Annotated in this window: 18 protein-coding genes and 1 riboswitch; of the genes, 10 read left to right on the plus strand and 8 right to left on the minus strand. The window is 69.1% G+C overall.

Going from position 1 to position 18,377, the window contains the following annotated elements:
- Window positions 1–127: 127 nt before the first annotated feature.
- Window positions 128–883 (plus strand): alpha/beta fold hydrolase, encoded by a 756-nt coding sequence (locus ACFYO1_RS38055; RefSeq protein WP_387242540.1) that lies wholly within the window; start codon window positions 128–130, stop codon window positions 881–883.
- 53 nt (window positions 884–936) lie between these two features.
- Window positions 937–1,860, plus strand: coding sequence for a sucrase ferredoxin (locus ACFYO1_RS38060; RefSeq protein WP_387243162.1), 924 nt, complete (start codon window positions 937–939; stop codon window positions 1,858–1,860).
- Between the two features lie 79 nt (window positions 1,861–1,939).
- Here ACFYO1_RS38060 and ACFYO1_RS38065 read toward each other — a convergent pair whose 3' ends face one another.
- Window positions 1,940–2,920: an SDR family NAD(P)-dependent oxidoreductase gene (locus tag ACFYO1_RS38065; RefSeq protein WP_387242543.1), complete on the minus strand. Its 981-nt coding sequence runs from the start codon at window positions 2,918–2,920 to the stop codon at window positions 1,940–1,942.
- 156 nt (window positions 2,921–3,076) lie between these two features.
- Here ACFYO1_RS38065 and ACFYO1_RS38070 point away from each other — a divergent pair, with 156 nt between their 5' ends.
- From ACFYO1_RS38070 to ACFYO1_RS38085, 4 genes are all read left to right on the plus strand, one after another.
- On the plus strand, window positions 3,077–3,532 hold the full coding sequence (locus ACFYO1_RS38070; protein ID WP_378714773.1) for a hypothetical protein: 456 nt from the start codon (window positions 3,077–3,079) through the stop codon (window positions 3,530–3,532).
- A gap of 21 nt (window positions 3,533–3,553) precedes the next feature.
- Complete coding sequence (locus ACFYO1_RS38075; RefSeq protein ID WP_387242546.1) at window positions 3,554–6,883, plus strand: error-prone DNA polymerase; 3,330 nt, start codon at window positions 3,554–3,556, stop codon at window positions 6,881–6,883.
- A 94-nt stretch (window positions 6,884–6,977) separates the two neighbouring features.
- On the plus strand, window positions 6,978–7,904 hold the full coding sequence (locus ACFYO1_RS38080) for a M48 family metalloprotease (protein WP_387242549.1): 927 nt from the start codon (window positions 6,978–6,980) through the stop codon (window positions 7,902–7,904).
- A gap of 95 nt (window positions 7,905–7,999) precedes the next feature.
- Window positions 8,000–9,037 carry a DUF4349 domain-containing protein gene (locus ACFYO1_RS38085; RefSeq protein ID WP_387242552.1) on the plus strand — a complete coding sequence of 346 codons (1,038 nt, stop codon included), beginning with the start codon at window positions 8,000–8,002 and terminating at the stop codon, window positions 9,035–9,037.
- A gap of 44 nt (window positions 9,038–9,081) precedes the next feature.
- Here the strand turns inward: ACFYO1_RS38085 and ACFYO1_RS38090 are convergent, their stop codons facing one another.
- Entirely contained in the window at window positions 9,082–9,546 is a 465-nt protein-coding gene (locus tag ACFYO1_RS38090) for a tRNA (cytidine(34)-2'-O)-methyltransferase (protein ID WP_387242555.1), read from the minus strand.
- An 84-nt stretch (window positions 9,547–9,630) separates the two neighbouring features.
- Window positions 9,631–10,176: a carboxymuconolactone decarboxylase family protein gene (locus tag ACFYO1_RS38095; RefSeq protein WP_387242558.1), complete on the minus strand. Its 546-nt coding sequence runs from the start codon at window positions 10,174–10,176 to the stop codon at window positions 9,631–9,633.
- A gap of 181 nt (window positions 10,177–10,357) precedes the next feature.
- On the opposite strand from ACFYO1_RS38095, the gene ACFYO1_RS38100 reads away from it, so the two are divergent.
- On the plus strand, window positions 10,358–10,603 hold the full coding sequence (locus ACFYO1_RS38100) for a DUF3017 domain-containing protein (RefSeq protein WP_387243164.1): 246 nt from the start codon (window positions 10,358–10,360) through the stop codon (window positions 10,601–10,603).
- On the opposite strand, the gene ACFYO1_RS38105 is transcribed toward ACFYO1_RS38100, so the two are convergent.
- Window positions 10,600–11,145 carry a nitroreductase family protein gene (locus tag ACFYO1_RS38105; protein WP_387242562.1) on the minus strand — a complete coding sequence of 182 codons (546 nt, stop codon included), beginning with the start codon at window positions 11,143–11,145 and terminating at the stop codon, window positions 10,600–10,602. The two genes, ACFYO1_RS38100 and ACFYO1_RS38105, sit on opposite strands and share 4 nt — an antisense overlap.
- Between ACFYO1_RS38105 and ACFYO1_RS38110 the strand changes: the two genes are divergently transcribed.
- Window positions 11,125–11,376: a winged helix-turn-helix transcriptional regulator gene (locus ACFYO1_RS38110; protein WP_387242565.1), complete on the plus strand. Its 252-nt coding sequence runs from the start codon at window positions 11,125–11,127 to the stop codon at window positions 11,374–11,376. The genes ACFYO1_RS38105 and ACFYO1_RS38110 overlap by 21 nt on opposite strands.
- An 82-nt stretch (window positions 11,377–11,458) precedes the next feature.
- Here the strand turns inward: ACFYO1_RS38110 and ACFYO1_RS38115 are convergent, their stop codons facing one another.
- Window positions 11,459–12,409: an oxygenase MpaB family protein gene (locus ACFYO1_RS38115; RefSeq protein WP_387242568.1), complete on the minus strand. Its 951-nt coding sequence runs from the start codon at window positions 12,407–12,409 to the stop codon at window positions 11,459–11,461.
- A gap of 163 nt (window positions 12,410–12,572) precedes the next feature.
- Between ACFYO1_RS38115 and ACFYO1_RS38120 the strand changes: the two genes are divergently transcribed.
- Window positions 12,573–13,226 (plus strand): TetR/AcrR family transcriptional regulator, encoded by a 654-nt coding sequence (locus tag ACFYO1_RS38120; protein WP_387242571.1) that lies wholly within the window; start codon window positions 12,573–12,575, stop codon window positions 13,224–13,226.
- A gap of 31 nt (window positions 13,227–13,257) precedes the next feature.
- On the opposite strand, the gene ACFYO1_RS38125 is transcribed toward ACFYO1_RS38120, so the two are convergent.
- The 3 genes from ACFYO1_RS38125 to ACFYO1_RS38135 all read right to left on the minus strand — a co-directional run bounded on the left by ACFYO1_RS38125 (window position 13,258) and on the right by ACFYO1_RS38135 (window position 16,703).
- Window positions 13,258–14,376: a homoserine O-acetyltransferase gene (locus ACFYO1_RS38125; RefSeq protein WP_387243167.1), complete on the minus strand. Its 1,119-nt coding sequence runs from the start codon at window positions 14,374–14,376 to the stop codon at window positions 13,258–13,260.
- Between the two features lie 38 nt (window positions 14,377–14,414).
- Window positions 14,415–15,752 (minus strand): bifunctional o-acetylhomoserine/o-acetylserine sulfhydrylase, encoded by a 1,338-nt coding sequence (locus tag ACFYO1_RS38130; protein WP_387242574.1) that lies wholly within the window; start codon window positions 15,750–15,752, stop codon window positions 14,415–14,417.
- Between the two features lie 93 nt (window positions 15,753–15,845).
- Window positions 15,846–15,956: riboswitch (SAM riboswitch) on the minus strand.
- Between the two features lie 51 nt (window positions 15,957–16,007).
- Window positions 16,008–16,703: a TetR/AcrR family transcriptional regulator gene (locus ACFYO1_RS38135; RefSeq protein ID WP_387242577.1), complete on the minus strand. Its 696-nt coding sequence runs from the start codon at window positions 16,701–16,703 to the stop codon at window positions 16,008–16,010.
- A 127-nt stretch (window positions 16,704–16,830) separates the two neighbouring features.
- Between ACFYO1_RS38135 and ACFYO1_RS38140 the strand changes: the two genes are divergently transcribed.
- On the plus strand, window positions 16,831–18,333 hold the full coding sequence (locus ACFYO1_RS38140) for an MFS transporter (protein WP_387242580.1): 1,503 nt from the start codon (window positions 16,831–16,833) through the stop codon (window positions 18,331–18,333).
- The last annotated feature ends 44 nt before the right edge of the window (window positions 18,334–18,377 follow it).

Consider the following 18,377-nt stretch of genomic DNA (forward strand, 5'->3'; position numbering starts at 1 on the left):
GCGCGATCGGAATCGCCAGCGGATTTCTCCCCGGTAGGCGGCTGACCTGCGCTGTGGTGCTCGGCTCGGGTGATCCCCGCAACAAGTTCCAGGCCGGCCGCCGGTAACACCAGTATTCTCGAAGATCGTGGATCTCACGGTGACCAGACTCGACCTCGGTGACGTGCGGATCGCCTACCGGGACTCCGGGGCGAGCGCGGGTTCCGGCGTGCCCGTGGTCCTGGTGCACGGCATGGGCGGGGACGGGCACACCTGGGATCGGTTCGCCCGCGAACTGGTGCAGGCCGGGCGCCGGGTCATCATTCCCGACCTGCGCGGACACGGCCGCAGCTCGCACACCGATTCGTATCGGTTCGACGAATTCGGCGCCGACGTGCGGAAGCTGTGCGAACACCTGGAACTGTCGGCGGTGGATCTGGTCGGCCATTCGCTCGGTGGCTACGCGGTCTCCTGCGTCGCGCAGGAGCGCCCGGAGCTGGTCCGTCGCCTGGTCATCGAGGAGTGCCCGCTGCCGTTGCGGTCCGGCGCCGAGGAAGTGCGGCTGACCCGCCGTTTCCCGACCGTGCCGGAACTCTGGCACGCCACCAGCAGCCTGGCCAGGCATCCGCGCGCGGTGCTCGCCTTCGACCGGTCCATGACCAGAACCGCGCTGGAACAGTTCCGCAAGCCGAACCCGGAGTGGTGGGACCGGCTGCCCGGCATCACCGCGCGCACGCTGGTGCTGCGCGGCGGCCCCGGCGGCATGGTCGACCCCGCCAAGCTCGAGCTCATGCGCGCCGCCATCCCCGACTGCGCGGTCACCGCCTTCGCCGGCGGCCACAGCATCCACCGCGACCGCTATCGGGAGTTCGCGGCCGTCGTGCACCCGTTCCTCGCGGCGTGAGCGACATCCTGCGTACGGCCGAGCCGAGCGCGCCCGCGGTCGCGTTCGACGGAATGCCCTGTTCGGCCGCCGCGGCGGAGATTCCGCTGCCCGGCACCGCCACCCGGGTGACCGGCTGGTTGTGCGTCGAACATCCTGGTGCGTGGGGGCGTGATGTGATCGGCGACGCGGTGCTCGGCCCGGAACTCACGCCCGAGCTGGCCGCCCGCACCGCCGCCGCACACGTGCGCCCGACCCTGATCCGCCGCCCCGGTCGCAACGAATTCACCGGCACCCGAACGGTTCTGCTCGCCAGTTCGCGTCCAGAGGGCTCCTGGTGTGAACGCTTGGAGATCACCGACCTGAACCAGCTGCTCGACCTCGAGCTGGACTTGCTGAACGGTCCGCCGCCGGGAATCGGTGTGCCCGTACACGATCCGCTGGTGCTGGTGTGCGCCCACGGCAAACGCGACCAGTGCTGCGCCCGGCTCGGCCGCCCCATCGCCGCCGAGCTGGCCACGAAATACCCTGGGCAAGTGTGGGAGTGCTCGCACACCGGCGGTCACCGCTTCGCCCCCGCCCTGGTCCTGCTGCCTTCCGGGCTCACCTACGGCCGGCTCGATGCCGCCACCGCCGAGGAGATGGTCGAGGCCGCCCGCCGCGACGAGGTCTCGCTGACCGGCCTGCGCGGCCGCAGCTGCTACCCGCCGCTGCACCAACTCGCGGAAGTCGCTGTGCGCGAACAGATTCCCGCCACCACCACCGACCTCACCGTCACCCCCGACCCGTCACCCCCGCCTGACTCTGCCGCAGCCGATGCGCCCCTGCCCAACCCCACCGCGGCCGGTGCCGCCCTCGTCACCCACCGCGACGGCCGCCGCTGGCGAGTAACCGCCCGCACCATCGCCTTCCCGCCCCGCCAAGCCAGCTGCGGCGCCACCCCCAAACCCGCAACCGCCCTAGCCGTCGACACCATCGAACAGCTCCCCACCACCTGACCACTTCGAGCGCGAGACCACGAAATACCCACCCGCCCAACACCACTGCCATGTCCCGTGCAATGGCATCGATAGACGCCTACCAGTGGGTTCCGGGGACCCAGCGGGCCGCGCGGCGCAGCGCGGTGCCGGTGGCTCGGCGGGCGGCCGAGCGGGGGCGTGGGTCGCGTTCGGGCACAGCGGGTTCCGCGTTGTCTTCGGTTTCTTCCACCAGTTCGCCCTTGGCGGCGGGGGAGTCCGGGAGGGCGCGGTAGTAGCGGTGCAGGATGCGGTCGCGGAACTTGGGGGTGAGCAGGGCGCCGTATTCGGCGAAGGTGCCGATCGGCACGTCGATGCGCTTGGGGCGCTCGGTCAGGGCGCGCACGATGGTCGCGGCCGCCCACTCGGGGGATTCGGCGGGCTGGCCCTGGTTGCCGCTGGGGGTGATCATCGGGGTGCGCACCAGCGGCATGTGGATGGTGGTGAAGGTGACGCCGTCGGCCATGGTCTCGACCGAGGCCACCTCGGCGAACTTGTCCAGGGCCGCCTTGCTGGCCAGGTACGCGGCGAAGCGCGGGGTCGCCACCTGCACGCCCGCGCTGCTGATGTTGACGATGTGGCCGAACTTGCGTTCGCGCATCTGCGGCAGCAGGGCCAGCGTCATGCGCAGCGCGCCGAAGTAGTTGACCGCCATGGTGCGTTCGAAGTCGTGCAGCCGGTCGGTGGAGCGGTGGATGGCGCGGCGGATGGACCGGCCCGCGTTGTTCACCAGCATGTCGACGTGACCGTGCTCGTCCAGGATGGTCTTCACCGCGTGGTCGACCGAGTCGGAATCGGTGACGTCACACTGATATCCGTACGCGCTGCCGCCCGCCGCCTTGATCTCCTCGACCACGGACGCGAGCTCGTCGGCCCGGCGCGCGAGCAGGAACACGGTGGCGCCCTTGCCCGCGACGGCGATCGCCGCCGCCTTGCCGATGCCGGAGGAAGCGCCGGTGATCAGGACATGCCGCCCGGAGATGTCACGGTTGCGGCGGCCGCGCCGGTTCTCGGGCGGTCCGGCGTCAGCGGATGCACTCATCGCTGCTCCTTTGCGGGGTTGGTGAGCATGAACTTACTCCGAAGTAAGTTTACCCGCCAAGTGGAATGTGTCACTTTTCCGGGCTGGGGTCGAGGTGGTGAACACGGGTCGAACAACCTCTCGAAATCCATCGAACATATGTGCGATACTCTGCGCATGGCGGACGATCGGATGGCGGAAATCTTTGCCGCGGTGCGGCTCGGTGGTGGGGACCAAGCGGCGGCGCGACAGGCACTGGAGAAGTTGTGGGACGAGATCGGTGAGGGCGGTGATCCCTTGCACCGCTGCGTAATTGCGCACCACCTCGCCGACCTGCAGGACACGCCGGCCGCCGCGCTGCTCTGGGATCGCCGCGCGCTGGCCGCGGTGTTCGGCCCCGGCATTCCGCTGGACGAGGGCCTGCGCAGCTTCCTGCCGTCGCTGTATCTCAACCTGGCCGACAGCCACCGCCGGGTCGGCGACTTCGAGGCTGCTCGCATGCAACTGGCCATCGCCCGCGGTCACCTCGACGTCCTCGCCAACGACGCCTACGGCGCCCTGATCCGCGCGGGGCTCGACCAGGTCGACGCGGCGCTCGCCGAAGGCTCCACGGCGCCGCTGCCGACCAGCTGACCCGTCCGGAGGAGGTGCGCGGTGGGCTGGAGCAACGGGCCGCCTACCTGGTCGGAACTGGAGCGCGTGCTCTCCGGCCGGCCCGGCCGGACCAACCCCGAGGCCATGTACCCCGGCGACGGCGGCGACAGCCCGGCCTGGTCCCGCAAGCGCGGGGACTATCTGGCCGAGCCCGCACCGCCCGCCGACCGGCCGACCGTGCCGTACGCGGAGCTGCACGCGCACTCGGCCTACAGCTTCCTCGACGGCGCGAGCCAGCCCGAGGAACTGGTGGAGGAGGCGGTGCGGCTCGGCCTGGAGGCGATCGCGCTCACCGATCACGACGGCTTCTACGGAACCGTGCGCTTCGCGGAAGCGGCCAGGGAGCTGGGCATGCCGACGGTCTTCGGGTCCGAGCTGTCGCTGGGCACCGCGCAGGCCGGGGCACCGGATTCCATGCCGCGCACCGGATCTCCCGATCCCGCCGGGCCGCACCTGCTGGTGCTGGCCCGGGGGCAGGAGGGCTATCGCCGGCTGTCCCGGGAGATCTCGGCCGCGCACATGGCGGCGGGGGAGAAGGGCATCCTGCGCTACGACCTCGACGTGCTCACCGCGGCCGCCGAGGGGCAGTGGCAGATCCTGACCGGCTGCCGGAAAGGTCACCTGCGACAAGCGCTCGCGGACGATTTACATTCGGGCAGTACACGTCTCGTGCGATCCGAGGCCGCGCTGCGCGACCTGACCGAACGGTTCGGCGAGGACCGGGTGAGCGTGGAGCTGACCCACCACGGCATCCCGGAGGACGACGAACGCAACGCCCACCTCATCGCCCTGGCCGATCGCCTGGGCCTGCCCGTGATCGCCACCACCGGAGCGCATTTCGCCGCGCCGGGCCAGCGCCGCCGGGCCATGGCGCTGGCCGCGATCCGGGCCAGGCAGAGCCTGGACGAGATCGCCGGCTGGCTGGCCCCGGCCGGCGGCGCGCACCTGCGCTCCGGCGCGGAGATGGCACGGCTGTTCGCCGACTGCCCGCAGGCGGTGCGCAACGCGGCCACGCTGGCCCGCGAATGCGCCTTCGACCTGAAGCTGATCGCGCCGAACCTGCCGCCGTTCGAGGTGCCCGCCGAGCACGACGAGAAGTCCTGGCTGCGCAAGCTCGCGTACGACGGGGCCGCCGCCCGCTACGGCCCGCCGGAACGAAACCCGCAGGCATACCAGCAGATCGAGCACGAACTCGCGGTGATCGACAAGCTGGACTTCCCCGGCTACTTCCTGGTGGTGCACGACATCATCACCTTCTGCAAGAAACACGACATCCTCTGCCAGGGCCGGGGTTCGGCGGCCAACTCGGCGGTCTGCTACGCGATCGGCATCACCAATGTCGACCCGGTCGCCAACAACCTGCTGTTCGAACGCTTCCTTGCCCCGGAACGCGACGGCCCGCCCGATATCGACGTCGACATCGAATCCGACCGCCGTGAGGAGGCCATCCAGCACGTCTACGCCAAGTACGGCCGCGCGTACGCCGCTCAGGTCGCCAATGTGATCACCTATCGCGGCAAGTCCGCGGTGCGCGATGCCGCACGCGCACTGGGCTTTTCGCCGGGCCAGCAGGACGCGTGGAGCAAACAGGTGAGCCGGTGGAACGGCGTCGGCGGGGAGACCGGCACCGACATCCCCACCGAGGTGCTGGAGCTGGCCGCCGAGATCGAGGGACTGCCAAGGCATCTCGGCATCCACTCCGGCGGCATGGTGATCTGCGACCGCCCCATTGCCGACGTCTGCCCGGTGGAATGGGCGCGCATGCCCGGCCGCAGCGTGTTGCAGTGGGACAAGGACGATTGCGCCGCCGTCGATCTGGTGAAGTTCGACCTGCTCGGCCTCGGCATGCTTTCCGCGCTGCACTACATGATCGACCTGGTGCGCGAGCACACCGGCGAGATCGTCGAGCTGCACAAGCTCGATCTGCGGGAAGCCGCCGTCTACGACATGCTCTGCCGCGCCGACTCGGTGGGCGTGTTCCAGGTGGAGTCGCGGGCGCAGATGGCTACGCTGCCCCGGCTGCGGCCGCGCGAGTTCTACGACCTGGTGGTGGAGGTGGCGCTGATCCGGCCCGGCCCGATCCAGGGCGGTTCGGTGCACCCCTACATCCGGCGGCGCAACGGCAGCGAGGAGGTGTCCTACGACCATCCGGCGCTGGAGAATTCGCTGTCCCGCACGCTCGGCGTTCCGCTGTTCCAGGAGCAGCTCATGCAGATGGCCGTCGACATCGCCGGTTTCACCGCCGCCGAGGCCGACCAGCTGCGCCGCGCGATGGGCTCCAAGCGTTCCCCGGAACGCATGGAAGGGCTGAAAGAACGTTTCTACCAGGGCATGCGCGACCTGCACGGCATCACCGGCGAGATCGCCGACCGCATCTACGAGAAGCTCTACGCGTTCGCGAATTTCGGCTTCCCGGAAAGCCATTCGCAGAGTTTCGCTTCGATCGTGTTCTATTCGTCGTGGTTCAAGCTGCATCATCCGGCGGCCTTCTGCGCCGGTCTGCTGCGCGCGCAACCGATGGGCTTCTACTCCCCGCAATCGCTGGTCGCCGACGCGCGCAGGCACGGAGTCCTGGTGCACGGCCCCGACATCAACGCCAGCCGCGCCGAGCCCACCCTCGAGCACGCGGGCACCCAGGTGCGCCTCGGCCTGGCCGCGATCCGGCACATCGGCGCCGACCTCGCGGAAAAGATCGTCGCCGCCCGCGATCAAGGCCCGTACACCTCCTTCCTCGACCTGACCGGACGCGTGGAACTCACCGTCGTCCAGGCGGAATCGCTCGCCACCGCGGGCGCGCTCGGCGGTCTGGGCAGCACCCGCAGGGAAGCGCTGTGGGCGGCCGGCGCCGCCGCGGGCGAACGCCCGGATCGACTGCCCGGCACCGGTGCCGCCACCGCCGCGCCCGTGCTGCCCGGCATGAGCGATCTCGAACTGGCCGCCGCCGACGTCTGGGCCACCGGCGTTTCCCCGGGCAGCTATCCCACCGAGTTCCTGCGCCCGCGGCTCGACGCGCTCGGCGTGATTCCGGCCGCCGGGCTGCTCGCCGTGCGCGACGGGTCGCGAGTGCTGGTGGGCGGGGCGGTGACGCACCGTCAACGTCCGGCCACGGCCGCGGGCGTCACCTTCATCAACCTCGAGGACGAGACCGGCATGGTGAACGTCGTCTGCTCGGTCGGCCTGTGGGCCCGCTTCCGCCGTCTGGCGCAGAGCGCTCCCGCCCTGCTCATCCGCGGTCGCGTGCAGAACGCCGAGGGAGCGGTCAGTGTCGTCGCCGAACACCTGCAGCGGATGGATCTGCGCGTGGATTCGAAGTCGCGCGACTTCCGCTGAGTCGCCGGACAACTCGGTTTTCACCGGATGGCTGTCGTCGTAGGATTGAGGGTTCTGCCCAGCGCGGGCCCGTTCGACACATCGGGGAGCTGCCATGCCTGCGCCGTCCACCGCCGGCTCGCCCCAGCGCGCCACCACCCGCTCGGCCTGCTATCCGGCGGTGGGGTTGACGCTGGTGCTCGCCCTGCCCACGGTATTGCTCAGTGTCGCAATCATTCTCACCCTCGGGGCGTGGGCGGGAATTTGGCTGGCGATCACCGCCGCGGTGGTGTGGGTGTTCTTCGGGATCATCCTCTTCGACATGGCCTGGTTCACCCCCAGCCGCGAGCGATTCGCCAAGACCTTCAAGTTCCGCCGCCCGATCCCACCCGAAGACGAACGCCTCGCCGCCGCCTGGGCGAAGGTCACCAGCGCACCCGGACTGGACGGCTGGCCGTATTCGCTGTGGGTGGAGCAATCCGACGAGCCGAATGCCTACGCCGTGCCGAGTCGTATTGTCGCGGTGACGAGTTCGGCGCTCGCCGGGCTCAAACCCCGGCACCTCGAAGCGGTTCTCGCGCACGAGCTCGGACACCACATCAACGTCGATCCCCGGGTGCGATTGCTCGACACCTGGCTGGCGCTGCCCGGCCGCGTCCTGTGGGCGCTGTGCCGGAGGGCCGGCCGGATAGCCGGTCTCTTCGGTCCGCTCGCGCTGTACGTTCGCCTGGTCGTGGCGGTCGCGCTGCTGCCTGTCGTGGTCGTCGTGCTGACGCCGGTCGTGGGGCTCGCCGCGTCGCTCGTGATCGTCGCCCTGCTGGTCGTGGAGCCGCTGACCAGGAGCGCACAGCAGCGGCGTGACGAATTCGCCGCCGATCGGGTCTCGGTCGACCTCGGTTACGGCCGCGCGCTGGCCGCCGCCCTGCGCCGCTGGGACGAACGGCCGCTGCCCCCGCTGATCGCGCTGCGGGTCAGCCTCTACGGGACGCATCCGCCCCTGGCCGCGCGGATCCGGAAGATCAAACTCCGGCTCCGCGAATGACCTGGCCGCCCACACTTTTAGAGAAGTATTAGAAGCCCTCTAGAGAACGGTTATGTCGGGCTGTTCGCCCAGTTGGAGGGGCTACTGTGCGAAATATGCGGAAGCTTGCTGTGCTGTGCATCGGTCTGCTCGGTCTGACGTTGCTCGTCGGCTGTGGCAGCAACAACGACAATGCCAAGCGGGTCCCGTCGGCACCGGGACGGCCCGAGACCTACGCCACCGTGGAGCCCGCCCCGGCGGCGACGCCACCGGGGTTGCGTGATCAAGGTCCCGCGCGCAAGGACAACAACACCGGCAGCGGTGAAACCGTCACCACCCGTAAGGAAGTCGTCACCGGCAGCGTCGAGATGACGGCGGGCAAGCCGATCGATGTGGCGGGCCGGATCGCCGACCGGGTGCGCGAGGCCGGCGGCCGGGTGGACAGCCGGACCGAACAGCCCGGCACCGACGACAACGATCCCAGCGCCACGCTCACCGTCCGGGTGCCCGCGGACAAGACCGACGCGTTCATCGACGGGCTCGGCGGCCTCGGCCGGATCACCCGGGTGCACACCAACCGCGACGACGTGACCATGCAGTGGGAAGACCTGGACGCCAGGATCAAGGCGCTGCAGGCCTCCGTCGACCGGCTGCGCGGGCTCATCGCCGGCGCGACCAACACCGCCGATCTGCTCAACGCCGAGCAGGCGCTGTCCAGCCGTCAGGGCGAACTCGACAGCCTGACCGCGCAGAAGAAGCATCTCGACGACGAGGTCTCGCTGTCCACCCTGAATATCGACGTCACCACCGCGACCACCAAAGCCCAGGAGGAGCGCGCCGACAACTTCTGGGAGGGCATCGTCGCCGGCTGGAACTCGCTGGTGGACTGGCTGAAGGACGCGGTCGTGTTCACCGGTAAGGCGCTGCCGTGGCTCGGCTTCCTGGTGGTGCTGGCCGCCGTGATCTGGGGCATCGTGCGCGCGGTGCTGCGGCGCGGTAAGCGCGATCGGGCAGAATCGGCACCGGCCGGTCCGCGGCCCGCGCCCGCGGAAAGCGCTGCGGCCGCGCCGGTTACAGCACCCGTGGGCAGCGCGGCGACAGGAGAGCAGAGTGCCGGAAACGGTCCGGGCGATCATAAAACCGAACAGCCGTAGGGGCTTCGGCATCGATCGCTGAAAAGCTTGCGCGGCAAGCGTTCTCACACTCCGCCGGGAAAGCCGAGCTGCCGCCAGGCCTCGTAGGTCGCGACCGCCGCGGCGTTCGACAGGTTCATCGACCGGCGGCCGGGCAGCATCGGAATGCGCAGCTGATCGGTGACATGCGGATCCTCGAGCACCACGGCGGGCAACCCCGTCGGCTCGGTGCCGAACAGCAGCACGTCACCTTCGCGGTACGCCACCTCCGCGTAGCTCGTCGTCGCCTGCGTCGTGAACGCGAACACTCGCTCCGGCCGCACCGCCGCCCACGCCGCCGCGAGATCCTTGTGCACCGTCACCGACGCCAGGTCGTGGTAATCCAGCCCGGCCCGCCGCAGCTTCGCCTCCGAGAGATCGAATCCCAACGGCTCGACCAAGTGCAGCTCGCACCCGGTCCCAGCGACCAGCCGGATCGCATTACCGGTATTCCCCGGAATCGCGGGCTCATGAAACATCAGTCGGAACACGGCAGACAGTCAATCAGGCGCTCACTCGACCACTCCGTCGACCCGCGCCGACCGAGCGCGACACCCCATCCAAAATCGACGTATTCAGTTCGGCGGGCGCTCCGGCAGGGCGCATACTCCGCCCTCGGCCATGCCGGTCGGGCGTACGCCGAGGCCCTGGTTGAGGCGGGCGCGCTGGTTCTCCCAGGCGATGGCGCTCGCGAGTTCGGCGAGCTGGGATTTCGACAGGTGGGTCAGCAAGGCGGCGCGTAAGTCGTCGAGATTGACGGCGGGAGTGGCGGTCATGGCCTCGGCGAAGGAGATGACCAGGACTTCCAGATCGGTGTAGGCGTCGCTGGTTCGGTAGCGCGGCAGGTCGAGGAGTTTCTGTTCGGTGAGGCCGGACGACTGGGCCAGCGCGGAGCCGATGTCCAGGCAGAACTCACAGTTCACCAGGCCTGCGGTTTTCAGTTCGGCCAGTTCCTTGAGCTTCGGATCCAACCGGTTGGTGAGCAGCAGTGCCGTCTCGAACACCATGGTGCCGAACAAGATCTGTGGCCGCCGGAGCAACCATCCGGCCAGATCGGACCGGTGCCGCTTCGCCTGCCGCACCGCCGTCAGATAGTGCCGAATCCGGGTCAACGCTCGCATTGCCCACCCTCCCAGGTCGGATCATCGCCTCTGCATCCAAACTACGCCCGGTAGTAGAGCCCGTCTACGGCGCGGTGAGGACGATGTCTGCGAGAATCGGGGAGTGACGGAAGCCAATACCTCCACCGTGGACCAGCGGGCCGGCAATCTGGGCTCCCAGTTCCTGCGCAGCCACCTGCCGATGGTCGTCGTGGCGCTGGTCATCGCGGTGGCGATCGTGTTCGTGGCGCAGGATCGGTGGCGCCGCGGCGCGCTGTTCTTCGGCGGGGCCACCTTGCTGGCCGCGGCCTTCCGCCTGTGCCTCCCGACCGCCAGAGTCGGCCTACTCGCCGTCCGCAGCAAGCCCTTCGACGTAGGCGCCCTCACCCTGCTCGGCTCCGCCATCGTCTTCATCGCCGCCACCATCAACACCCTCGGCATCGGCTAGCCGCACACCTTCCGATTTCCCGCACACCGAATCGCAGGCGATTGCGTGCGCGGGAAATCGAGAGGTGTGCGGCGGGAGGTGGTGTACTGCTCGGTGAAGACGGCTTGGTTGCGCGGGCGGCGGCCGGGGTGTGGCGGGGTGGTATCGCTGTAGCCGACGGCGACCAGGACCGCGATGGCCAGATCGTCCCGGTCGCCGATGCCGATGGCCTGCTTGACCAGGTCGGGGTCCCGGCCGTTCATCGGAGCCGAGGACAGGCCCAGGCCGGTGGCGGCGAGCATGACGTAGGTGGCCGCGATCATCGCGTTCTCCCGGAGCAGTCCGCGTTCTCGCAAGGAATGAAACTCACTGCGCGAGTGAAACATCGCGGTGAACTCCGGATTCCACGCGCCGTTGCGCGAGGCCAGTTCGGCGATGTCTGCATTGCTGTCCTGCCAGGCCGTCGGATCGGCGACGAAGACCAGGACGACCGGTGCCTCCAACGGCTGCGGCTGATCATCGACGCGCTGGCCGAGGGCACCATGCGCTACACCGATCTGCACAAGCGCATCGAGGGAATCTCGCAGAAGATGCTGACGCAGACGCTCCGCGCACTGGAGGCGGACGGATTCCTCACCCGCACAGTGCATCCCACCGGGCCGCCGCGCGTCGACTACACCCTGACCGATCTCGGCCACAGCCTGCGCACGCCTATCGCGGCCCTGCGCGAGTGGATCGAAACCAACATCAACCTGATCGAACAGGCGCGGCGCGCGGCGGCAGGCAACCGCTGACGTGCCGCAAACCCGCTGTGGCGGAAACCAATTCGGTGAGTCGCCCGCCGCACCCCGCGATACGGCGGCCGAATCCCGAAACTCAGGCCGGCTCGGCGACTAGTGCCGCGCGTCCGGATCGACTGCCGTACAGGGCGCGGGCCTCGGCCGGGCTGACCGTCTCCAGCCGGGCCGGCGGCGCCGCGTTGAGGTGCTCCTTCAGGATCTGCCCCGCCATCGGCGCGATGAACGGCGCGGCGACCAGCAGCCCGAACGAGTTGAACCGGCTGAATCCCCAGACCAGCACCTTGGCGGGCAGCCGAACCGCGAGATCGACGACGCCCCAGCGATCGAACCGCCCGAGCTTGCGCATCCACTTCGGCAGGGTCGCCACCGAAGCGAGCGAAAGCAGCCTGCTGCCAACGAAATACGAGAGACCCGCACCGTTGCGCGGCGAGGTCCACAGCAGATGGTGCATGCCCTCCTCGGCCCGTTCGGAGGTGCACAGGCGCGGGCGCACCCGCTCGAAGTACGCGCGCACTTCTTCGCGTGAGCGCGGCACGTCCTCGGGCTTGCAGGTCTGCAACTCGGCGGCGATGGCGCACTCCTGCCAGAACCGCGTCTCCTCCTCCGGTGTCAGTCCGGGGCCGAACACCTCGTAGGCCTTGAGTACGGAATGCCAGCCGGTGATGTGGATCCACAGCTGGGTGTCCGGGCTGTTCGCGCTGTAGCGGTTTCCGCTGATCGGTTCGATGCCGGTCATCGGCGCGTGGATCTGCATCAGGTGCTCGGCCGCCTGGATGGCGGTGCGTCCGTCGGCGATCGCGGCGATCAGGAAGTAGGAGAAGGTGTGGTCGAGGCGCTTGCGCGGGTCGCTGTAGATGCCGCGCGAGTCGGCGACGGCCGCGGTGAGGAACGGGTCGAAATGCTCGAGCACGACGGCGCGCTGGAAGCCGATGACCGCGGTCGGCGCGGTCCAGACCTTCCAGCTGGGCGAATCTGGACCGAAGAACCCGTAGTCGTCCCGGCGCAGGGTGGTCGGATCGAAGTGCATCACGTGCTCCTTTGCGGTGATCGCCCCGGCACCGGGGATGAATACAACGCAACCGTAGCAATTGCGCGCAATGAATACAACGGTTGCGTAGCATTTGTGTCCGGAAGGATTCGGGTTCGAGCCGGGATGCTGTCAGGATGGACCGTATGGAGGTGCAACGGCAGTGACCACATCGCGCACCGCGGCGGACCGGCCGCGCCGGCGCTATGCGCCGCGGCTGCCGCCCGAGCAGCGCCGGGCCCAGCTGCTCGACGCCGCCTTCGAGGTATTGAGCCGGGTGGAGTTGCACGAGCTGAGCATGGAGGCGGTCGCGCAGGCGGCGGGCGTCGGCAAGCCGGTGCTCTACACCGTGTTCAAGACCCGCGCGGAACTCGTTGCGGCGCTGCTGGAACGCGAGCGCGAGCGCGGTCTCGAGCAGGTCGCCGAGACCCTGCCGACCGATCTGATGGGCGCCGACCCGGTGGTCGCCGCCTCGGCCACGGTCGAGGCGTTCGTCGGTGTGGCGCTGGAGAATCCGACCCGCTGGCGGCTGATCCTCGCCGGGCCCGGCAACGCACCCGACGAATACCGTGAGGCACTGCGCAATTCGCGCGCGGGCATCTTCGATCAGGCCGAAGCGCTGGTCCGCGTCGGCACCGCGCTCGAACCCCGGTGGGCCGGAGTGGATTCCGCGCTGCTCACCAACTCACTGCTCCAGGTCGCCGAGATGCTCGGCCGACTGGCGGTCAGCGAGCCCGACGAATACCCACGCGAACGACTACAGGGCTTCGTCCACGCCATCGTTCGCCTACTGGTCGGCGCGCCTACCACCGACTAGTCGCGCGGATACTCCTGTGCGCCAAGTGGATTCAGCTGGTGGGCTGACGGCTCTGCTGGGCCAGCCGCATCGTTTCGGTCAGCAGCTTGGACACGGCCGCGGCCTCGGTGAGGAATCCGTCGTGCCCGTCGCGCGAGTGCACGACCTCGAGCCCGTCGCAGCCCGGCAGTCCCTCGGCGAGTTCCTGCTGCGTGCGCAGCGGATACAGCCGATCGGAGTCGACCCCGCCGACCACACACGGCACCGGCGTGGCAGCCAGCGCCGCCCGCACCCCGCCGCGTCCACGGCCGATGTCGTGCCGGTTCATCGCCTCGGTCAGCAGCACGTAGGTGCCGGGATCGAACCGCCCGCACAGCTTGTCGGCCTGATGGTCCAGGTAGCTCTGCACCGCGTACCGGCCGCCGCGCCAGGGATCCTCGGCACCCTGCGCGCCGTTCTCGAACCGGTGATCCAGCTCGTCCTCGGTGCGGTAGGTCAGGTGGGCGATCCGCCGGGCGATGCCCATGCCGGTCATCGGCGCGCGGTCGGTGTCGTGATAATCGCCGCCCTGCCAGTCCGGATCGGCCTTGATCGCCGCGATCTGGGTGGTCTGGGTGCCGATCTGGTCGGCGGTGGCGCGCGCGCCGACGGCCAGTACCAGCGCGGAGCCGACCCGGTCCGGCGTGCCGACCATCCACTCCAGCACCCGCATGCCGCCCATCGACCCGCCGACCACGGCGGCCAGCCGCTCGATGCCCAGCCGGTCCATCAGGGCCGCCTCGGCCGCCACCTGATCGCGGATGGAGATTCCCGGAAACCGTGAGCCCCAAGGCTTTCCGTCCGGCGCGAGGGTCGACGGCCCGGTGCTGCCCTGGCAGCCGCCGAGCACGTTCGTCGCGATCACACACCACTCGTCGGTGTCGAGCGGACAGCCGGGTCCGACCATCCCGTCCCACCAGCCGGGCAGCGGGTGGATGTCGTCCGGGTGGCCGACCACGTGCGAGTCACCGGTCAGCGCGTGCTCGACCAGCACCACGTTGTCCAGCGTGGGGGAGAGCTCGCCCCAGCGCTGCACGGCGAGGTGGACCTGCGGGACGACCGCGCCGCTCTCCAGCGTGATATCCCCGATGGCGATGATGCCGAGCCGCCCGTCCGGGGGTGGCAGGGCCACCCCGGACGAACGGGCGAAACTCGGTTCGGTACTCAACGTCACGTCGCCGCCGCCGCGAAACCGGCACGCAGGTCGCTCAGGATGTCGTCGATTCCCTCGATGCCCACCGCCAAGCGCACCAGACCCGGGGTGACGCCGGCGAGCAGTTGCTCTTCGGGCGTCAGCTGTGAGTGTGTGGTCGACGCGGGATGAATCACGAGGGAGCGCACATCTCCGATGTTAGCCACATGGCTGTGCAGGGTTAATCCGTCCACGAACTTCTTGCCCGCATCGACACCGCCGCGCAGTTCGAAGGCGACGATCGCGCCGGGCCCCTTCGGCGCCAGCTGCCGCGCACGCTCGTACCACGGGGAATCCGGCAGACCGGCGTAGATCACCTTGGTGACGTCCGGCTGCTCGGTCAGGAATTCGGCGACCGCCTTGGCGTTGGCCACGTGCCGCTCGACCCGCAGGCTCAGCGTCTCGATGCCCTGGCTGATCAGGAACGCGTTGAACGGCGAGATGGCCGAACCGAGGTCGCGCAGCAACTGCACGCGCGCCTTGAGCGCGAAGGCGGGCGCGCCGAGATCGGCGAACACCGCACCGTGGTAGCTCGGGTCCGGCGTGGTGAAGCCGGGGAAGCGCGGCTGGCCCTGCGCGTCGGTCACCGTCCAGTCGAAGTTGCCGCCGTCGACGATCACGCCGGCCACCGCGGAACCGTGCCCGCCGAGGTACTTGGTCGCCGAGTGCACGACGATGTCGGCGCCGTGCGCCAGCGGCTGGATCAGGTACGGGGTGGCCACCGTGTTGTCCACGATCAGCGGCAGCCCGGCTTCGTGCGCGATCGCGGAGATGCCGGGGATGTCGAAGATCGCGCTGCTCGGGTTGGCGATGGTCTCGCCGTAGAACGCCTTGGTGTTCGGGCGGATCGCGGCCCGCCACTGGTCCAGGTCGTCGGGATCGTCGACGAAGGACACCTCGATGCCGAGCTTGGGCAGCGAGTAGTGGAAGAGGTTGTAGGTGCCACCGTAGAGGTGCGGGCTGGACACGATGTGGTCGCCCGAGGACGCCAGGTTCAGGATCGCGAAGGTCTCCGCGGCCTGGCCGGAAGCCAGCAGCAGCGCCGCGACACCACCCTCGAGCGCGGCCACGCGCTGCTCGACCACGTCCTGGGTGGGGTTCATGATCCGGGTGTAGATGTTGCCCGGTTCGGCGAGTCCGAACAGCGCCGCGGCGTGGTCGGTGTCGCGGAAGGCGTACGAGGTGGTCTGGTAGATGGGCAGGGCCCGGGCGCCGGTGGTGCCGTCGGGGGCCTGCCCCGCATGCACCTGCTTGGTCTCGAAGGACCACTGCGCGGTGGGATCGACGTCGGCCGCGGGCACGGTGGAATCACTCATGAGCTTTGCTCCAAAGAAAAGGGTTGTTCGCCAGAACTACGAGGGTTATCGGGATTTGGGCGAAGGACAACAACACATTTCGGGAACCTCCTGAAAGCGCGCTTGCTCTCGACCTTCGAGAGCCCGGTCATCACCCGGAGCACCCCACCGCTGCTGGAGGGTTGCCGTCCAGCGAGCCGGGGCTTCGCGCTGGCACTCATGACCTGAGGGCATCATAACCGGCCGTCCCGCGACGGCCGAAACCTATCCGCGAACTCAGCCGGAAGTGCTGGTCCGCGCGCCGCCGCAGATCCGGGCGAACTCGTCGTACGCCGCGCAGAACGAGTTGCGTCCCGCGGTCGCGGCCTCGTGCAGATCGTCGTAGTCGAACATGCTCTCCCCGCATTCCATCGCGAGGTGACCGATGAGCTGCCAGGAGCCGAGGATCAGCCGCACCGGCAGCGCGCAGGGCGTGGTGCCGAGTCGTTCGGCGACCACCGCGGCGATGGCGATGTTCTTGTTGTCGGCGTGCTCGATGCTGCGCGCGCTGACCGCGGGACTGCTGCGCACGATCCGCTGCATCTGCTGGAACTGCCGGAACGAGACCGGCCCGCCGCCGGGTTCGCTGACGGCTCGGTCGATCACCTGCAAGAACGCCGTACGCAGCGATTCCAATTCGTTGCCACCGGTCGGGAGTTCGCGCAGCGCCTGCGCGACGGCCTGGCCGAAGTCCTGCACCGGCCCGAGGACGATGTCCTCTTTGCTGTCGAAGTACCGGTTGATCGTGCGCGGCGAGACGTCCGCGGCGTTGGCGATCTGCTCGACCGTCGTCGCGTCGAAACCCTGTGTGTCGCACAGGTTCAGCCCGACCTCGATGATCCGCAACCGGGTCTGCTGCTTCTTGCGTTCGCGCAGGCCGGGATGTGGGTCCGCTGCGGCACTCGCGCCCGTCGGCGTCGCTGACTCGAGCATGTTCCCACCTTATCGCAACCGGTTGTTTTCGTGTCTTTAACCGCCAAATGTCGTACTGCGACATTTTGCTCTTGACGCCAAATGTCGCTTGCTGACAGGATAGCCACCGAGTTCGAACGAAGAGGAGATGACCGTGACCGACACTGCGCAAGCGGTAGAAGTTCCCCAGAGACAAGGCAGTTCGGCACGCTGGTTCGCCCTCGGCGTGATCGCATTGGCCCAGCTCATGGTGGTGCTGGACGCCACCATCGTGACCATTTCGCTGCCCTTCGCCCAGCAGGACCTCGGCATCAGCGACGGCAACAAGCAGTGGATGCTGACCGCTTACACGCTGATCTTCGGCGGCCTGCTGCTGCTCGGCGGCCGGCTGGCCGACTACCTCGGCCGGCGCCGGATGTTCATCGTCGGCCTGGTCGGTTTCGCCGCCGCGTCGGCACTTGCCGGTCTCGCGCAGAACGGCGCGGAGATGTTCGCCGGACGCGCGCTCCAGGGTGCGTTCGCGGCCTTGCTCGCCCCCGCGGCGTTGTCGCTGTTGTCGGTGACCTTCACCGAGGCGCGCGAGCGGGCCACCGCGTTCGGCGTGTTCGCCGGCATCTCCGCCGGTGGCGCCGCGCTCGGCCTGATCGCCGGCGGCGCGCTCACCGAGTACGCCTCGTGGCGCTGGTGCCTGCTGGTGAACACCCCGATCGCGTTGCTCGCCCTGGTCGGCGCGCTGGCCTGGGTGGTCAGGGATGTGCCCGCCCCGCGGACCGGCGGCTACGACGTGCCCGGCGCGGTCACCGTGACGCTCGGCCTGATCTCGATCGTCTACGGCTTCAGCCGCGCGGCCGAGGACGGCTGGCTCGCCGGCAGCACCCTCGGCCTGCTCATCGCCGGTGCCGCGCTGTTGATCGCGTTCGTGGTGATCGAACGGCGCTCGGCCAATCCGCTGCTGCCGCTGCACATTCCGGGCGAGATCAACCGAGGCGGCGCGTTCCTCGCGGCGTTGCTCGTGCCGATCGCCATGTTCGCCATGTTCCTGTTCCTGAGCTACTACTTCCAGATCACCCTGGGCTACTCCTCGCTCAAGGCGGGCTTCGCGTTCCTGCCCTTCCCGGCCGGCATCGCGATCTCCGCGGGTATCACCAGTGCGCTGCTGCCGAAGCTCGGCCCGCGGCCGCTGATGGTGGCCGGCGCCGTGCTCGGCGTGCTCGGCCTGCTGTGGCTGGCCCAGCTCGGCTTCGGCGACAGCTACGCCGCCAGCGTGCTGCCCGCGCAGGTGCTGATCGCGCTCGGCATGGGTCCGCTGTTCGTCGGCATGCAGACGGTCGCGCTGCACCAGGTCGAGGAGGCGGACTCCGGTGTGGCCAGTGCGCTGCTGAACGCGGCGCAGCAGGTCGGTGGCGCGGTCGGCACGGCCTTGCTGACCACCATCTCGGTGCAGACCGCCAAGTCCTACGCGGAGAGTCACGCGACGATCGACAACCTGATCGCCCGCGCCTCGATCCACAGTTACGACGTGGCGTTCTACGTCGGCGCCGGGTTCTTCCTCGCCGCCGTTCCGGTCATCGCGTTCATGATCCGGGACCGGCCGGAGAACCTCATCGAAGGTTCCGAGGACGGGGCGCGCCCGGTGCACGTCGGCGTCTGAGAATTTCCCGCACTACCCTCGGTCCGCGTATCGCCAGCTCGGCG

It is taken from the genome of Nocardia sp. NPDC006044, assembly GCF_042871115.1.
Taxonomy (GTDB): domain Bacteria; phylum Actinomycetota; class Actinomycetes; order Mycobacteriales; family Mycobacteriaceae; genus Nocardia.

What these genes read in the sequence shown, in the direction of transcription:
- ACFYO1_RS38060 (WP_387243162.1), top strand. Translation starts at nt 937, where the DNA reads ATGCCCTGTTCGGCCGCCGCGGCGGAGATTCCGCTGCCCGGCACCGCC.
- ACFYO1_RS38065 (WP_387242543.1), bottom strand. Translation starts at nt 2,920, where the DNA reads ATGAGTGCATCCGCTGACGCCGGACCGCCCGAGAACCGGCGCGGCCGC.
- ACFYO1_RS38070 (WP_378714773.1), top strand. Translation starts at nt 3,077, where the DNA reads ATGGCGGACGATCGGATGGCGGAAATCTTTGCCGCGGTGCGGCTCGGT.
- ACFYO1_RS38080 (WP_387242549.1), top strand. Translation starts at nt 6,978, where the DNA reads ATGCCTGCGCCGTCCACCGCCGGCTCGCCCCAGCGCGCCACCACCCGC.
- ACFYO1_RS38085 (WP_387242552.1), top strand. Translation starts at nt 8,000, where the DNA reads ATGCGGAAGCTTGCTGTGCTGTGCATCGGTCTGCTCGGTCTGACGTTG.
- ACFYO1_RS38095 (WP_387242558.1), bottom strand. Translation starts at nt 10,176, where the DNA reads ATGCGAGCGTTGACCCGGATTCGGCACTATCTGACGGCGGTGCGGCAG.
- ACFYO1_RS38100 (WP_387243164.1), top strand. Translation starts at nt 10,358, where the DNA reads ATGGTCGTCGTGGCGCTGGTCATCGCGGTGGCGATCGTGTTCGTGGCG.
- ACFYO1_RS38110 (WP_387242565.1), top strand. Translation starts at nt 11,125, where the DNA reads ATGCGCTACACCGATCTGCACAAGCGCATCGAGGGAATCTCGCAGAAG.
- ACFYO1_RS38115 (WP_387242568.1), bottom strand. Translation starts at nt 12,409, where the DNA reads ATGCACTTCGATCCGACCACCCTGCGCCGGGACGACTACGGGTTCTTC.
- ACFYO1_RS38130 (WP_387242574.1), bottom strand. Translation starts at nt 15,752, where the DNA reads ATGAGTGATTCCACCGTGCCCGCGGCCGACGTCGATCCCACCGCGCAG.
- ACFYO1_RS38135 (WP_387242577.1), bottom strand. Translation starts at nt 16,703, where the DNA reads ATGCTCGAGTCAGCGACGCCGACGGGCGCGAGTGCCGCAGCGGACCCA.
- ACFYO1_RS38140 (WP_387242580.1), top strand. Translation starts at nt 16,831, where the DNA reads ATGACCGTGACCGACACTGCGCAAGCGGTAGAAGTTCCCCAGAGACAA.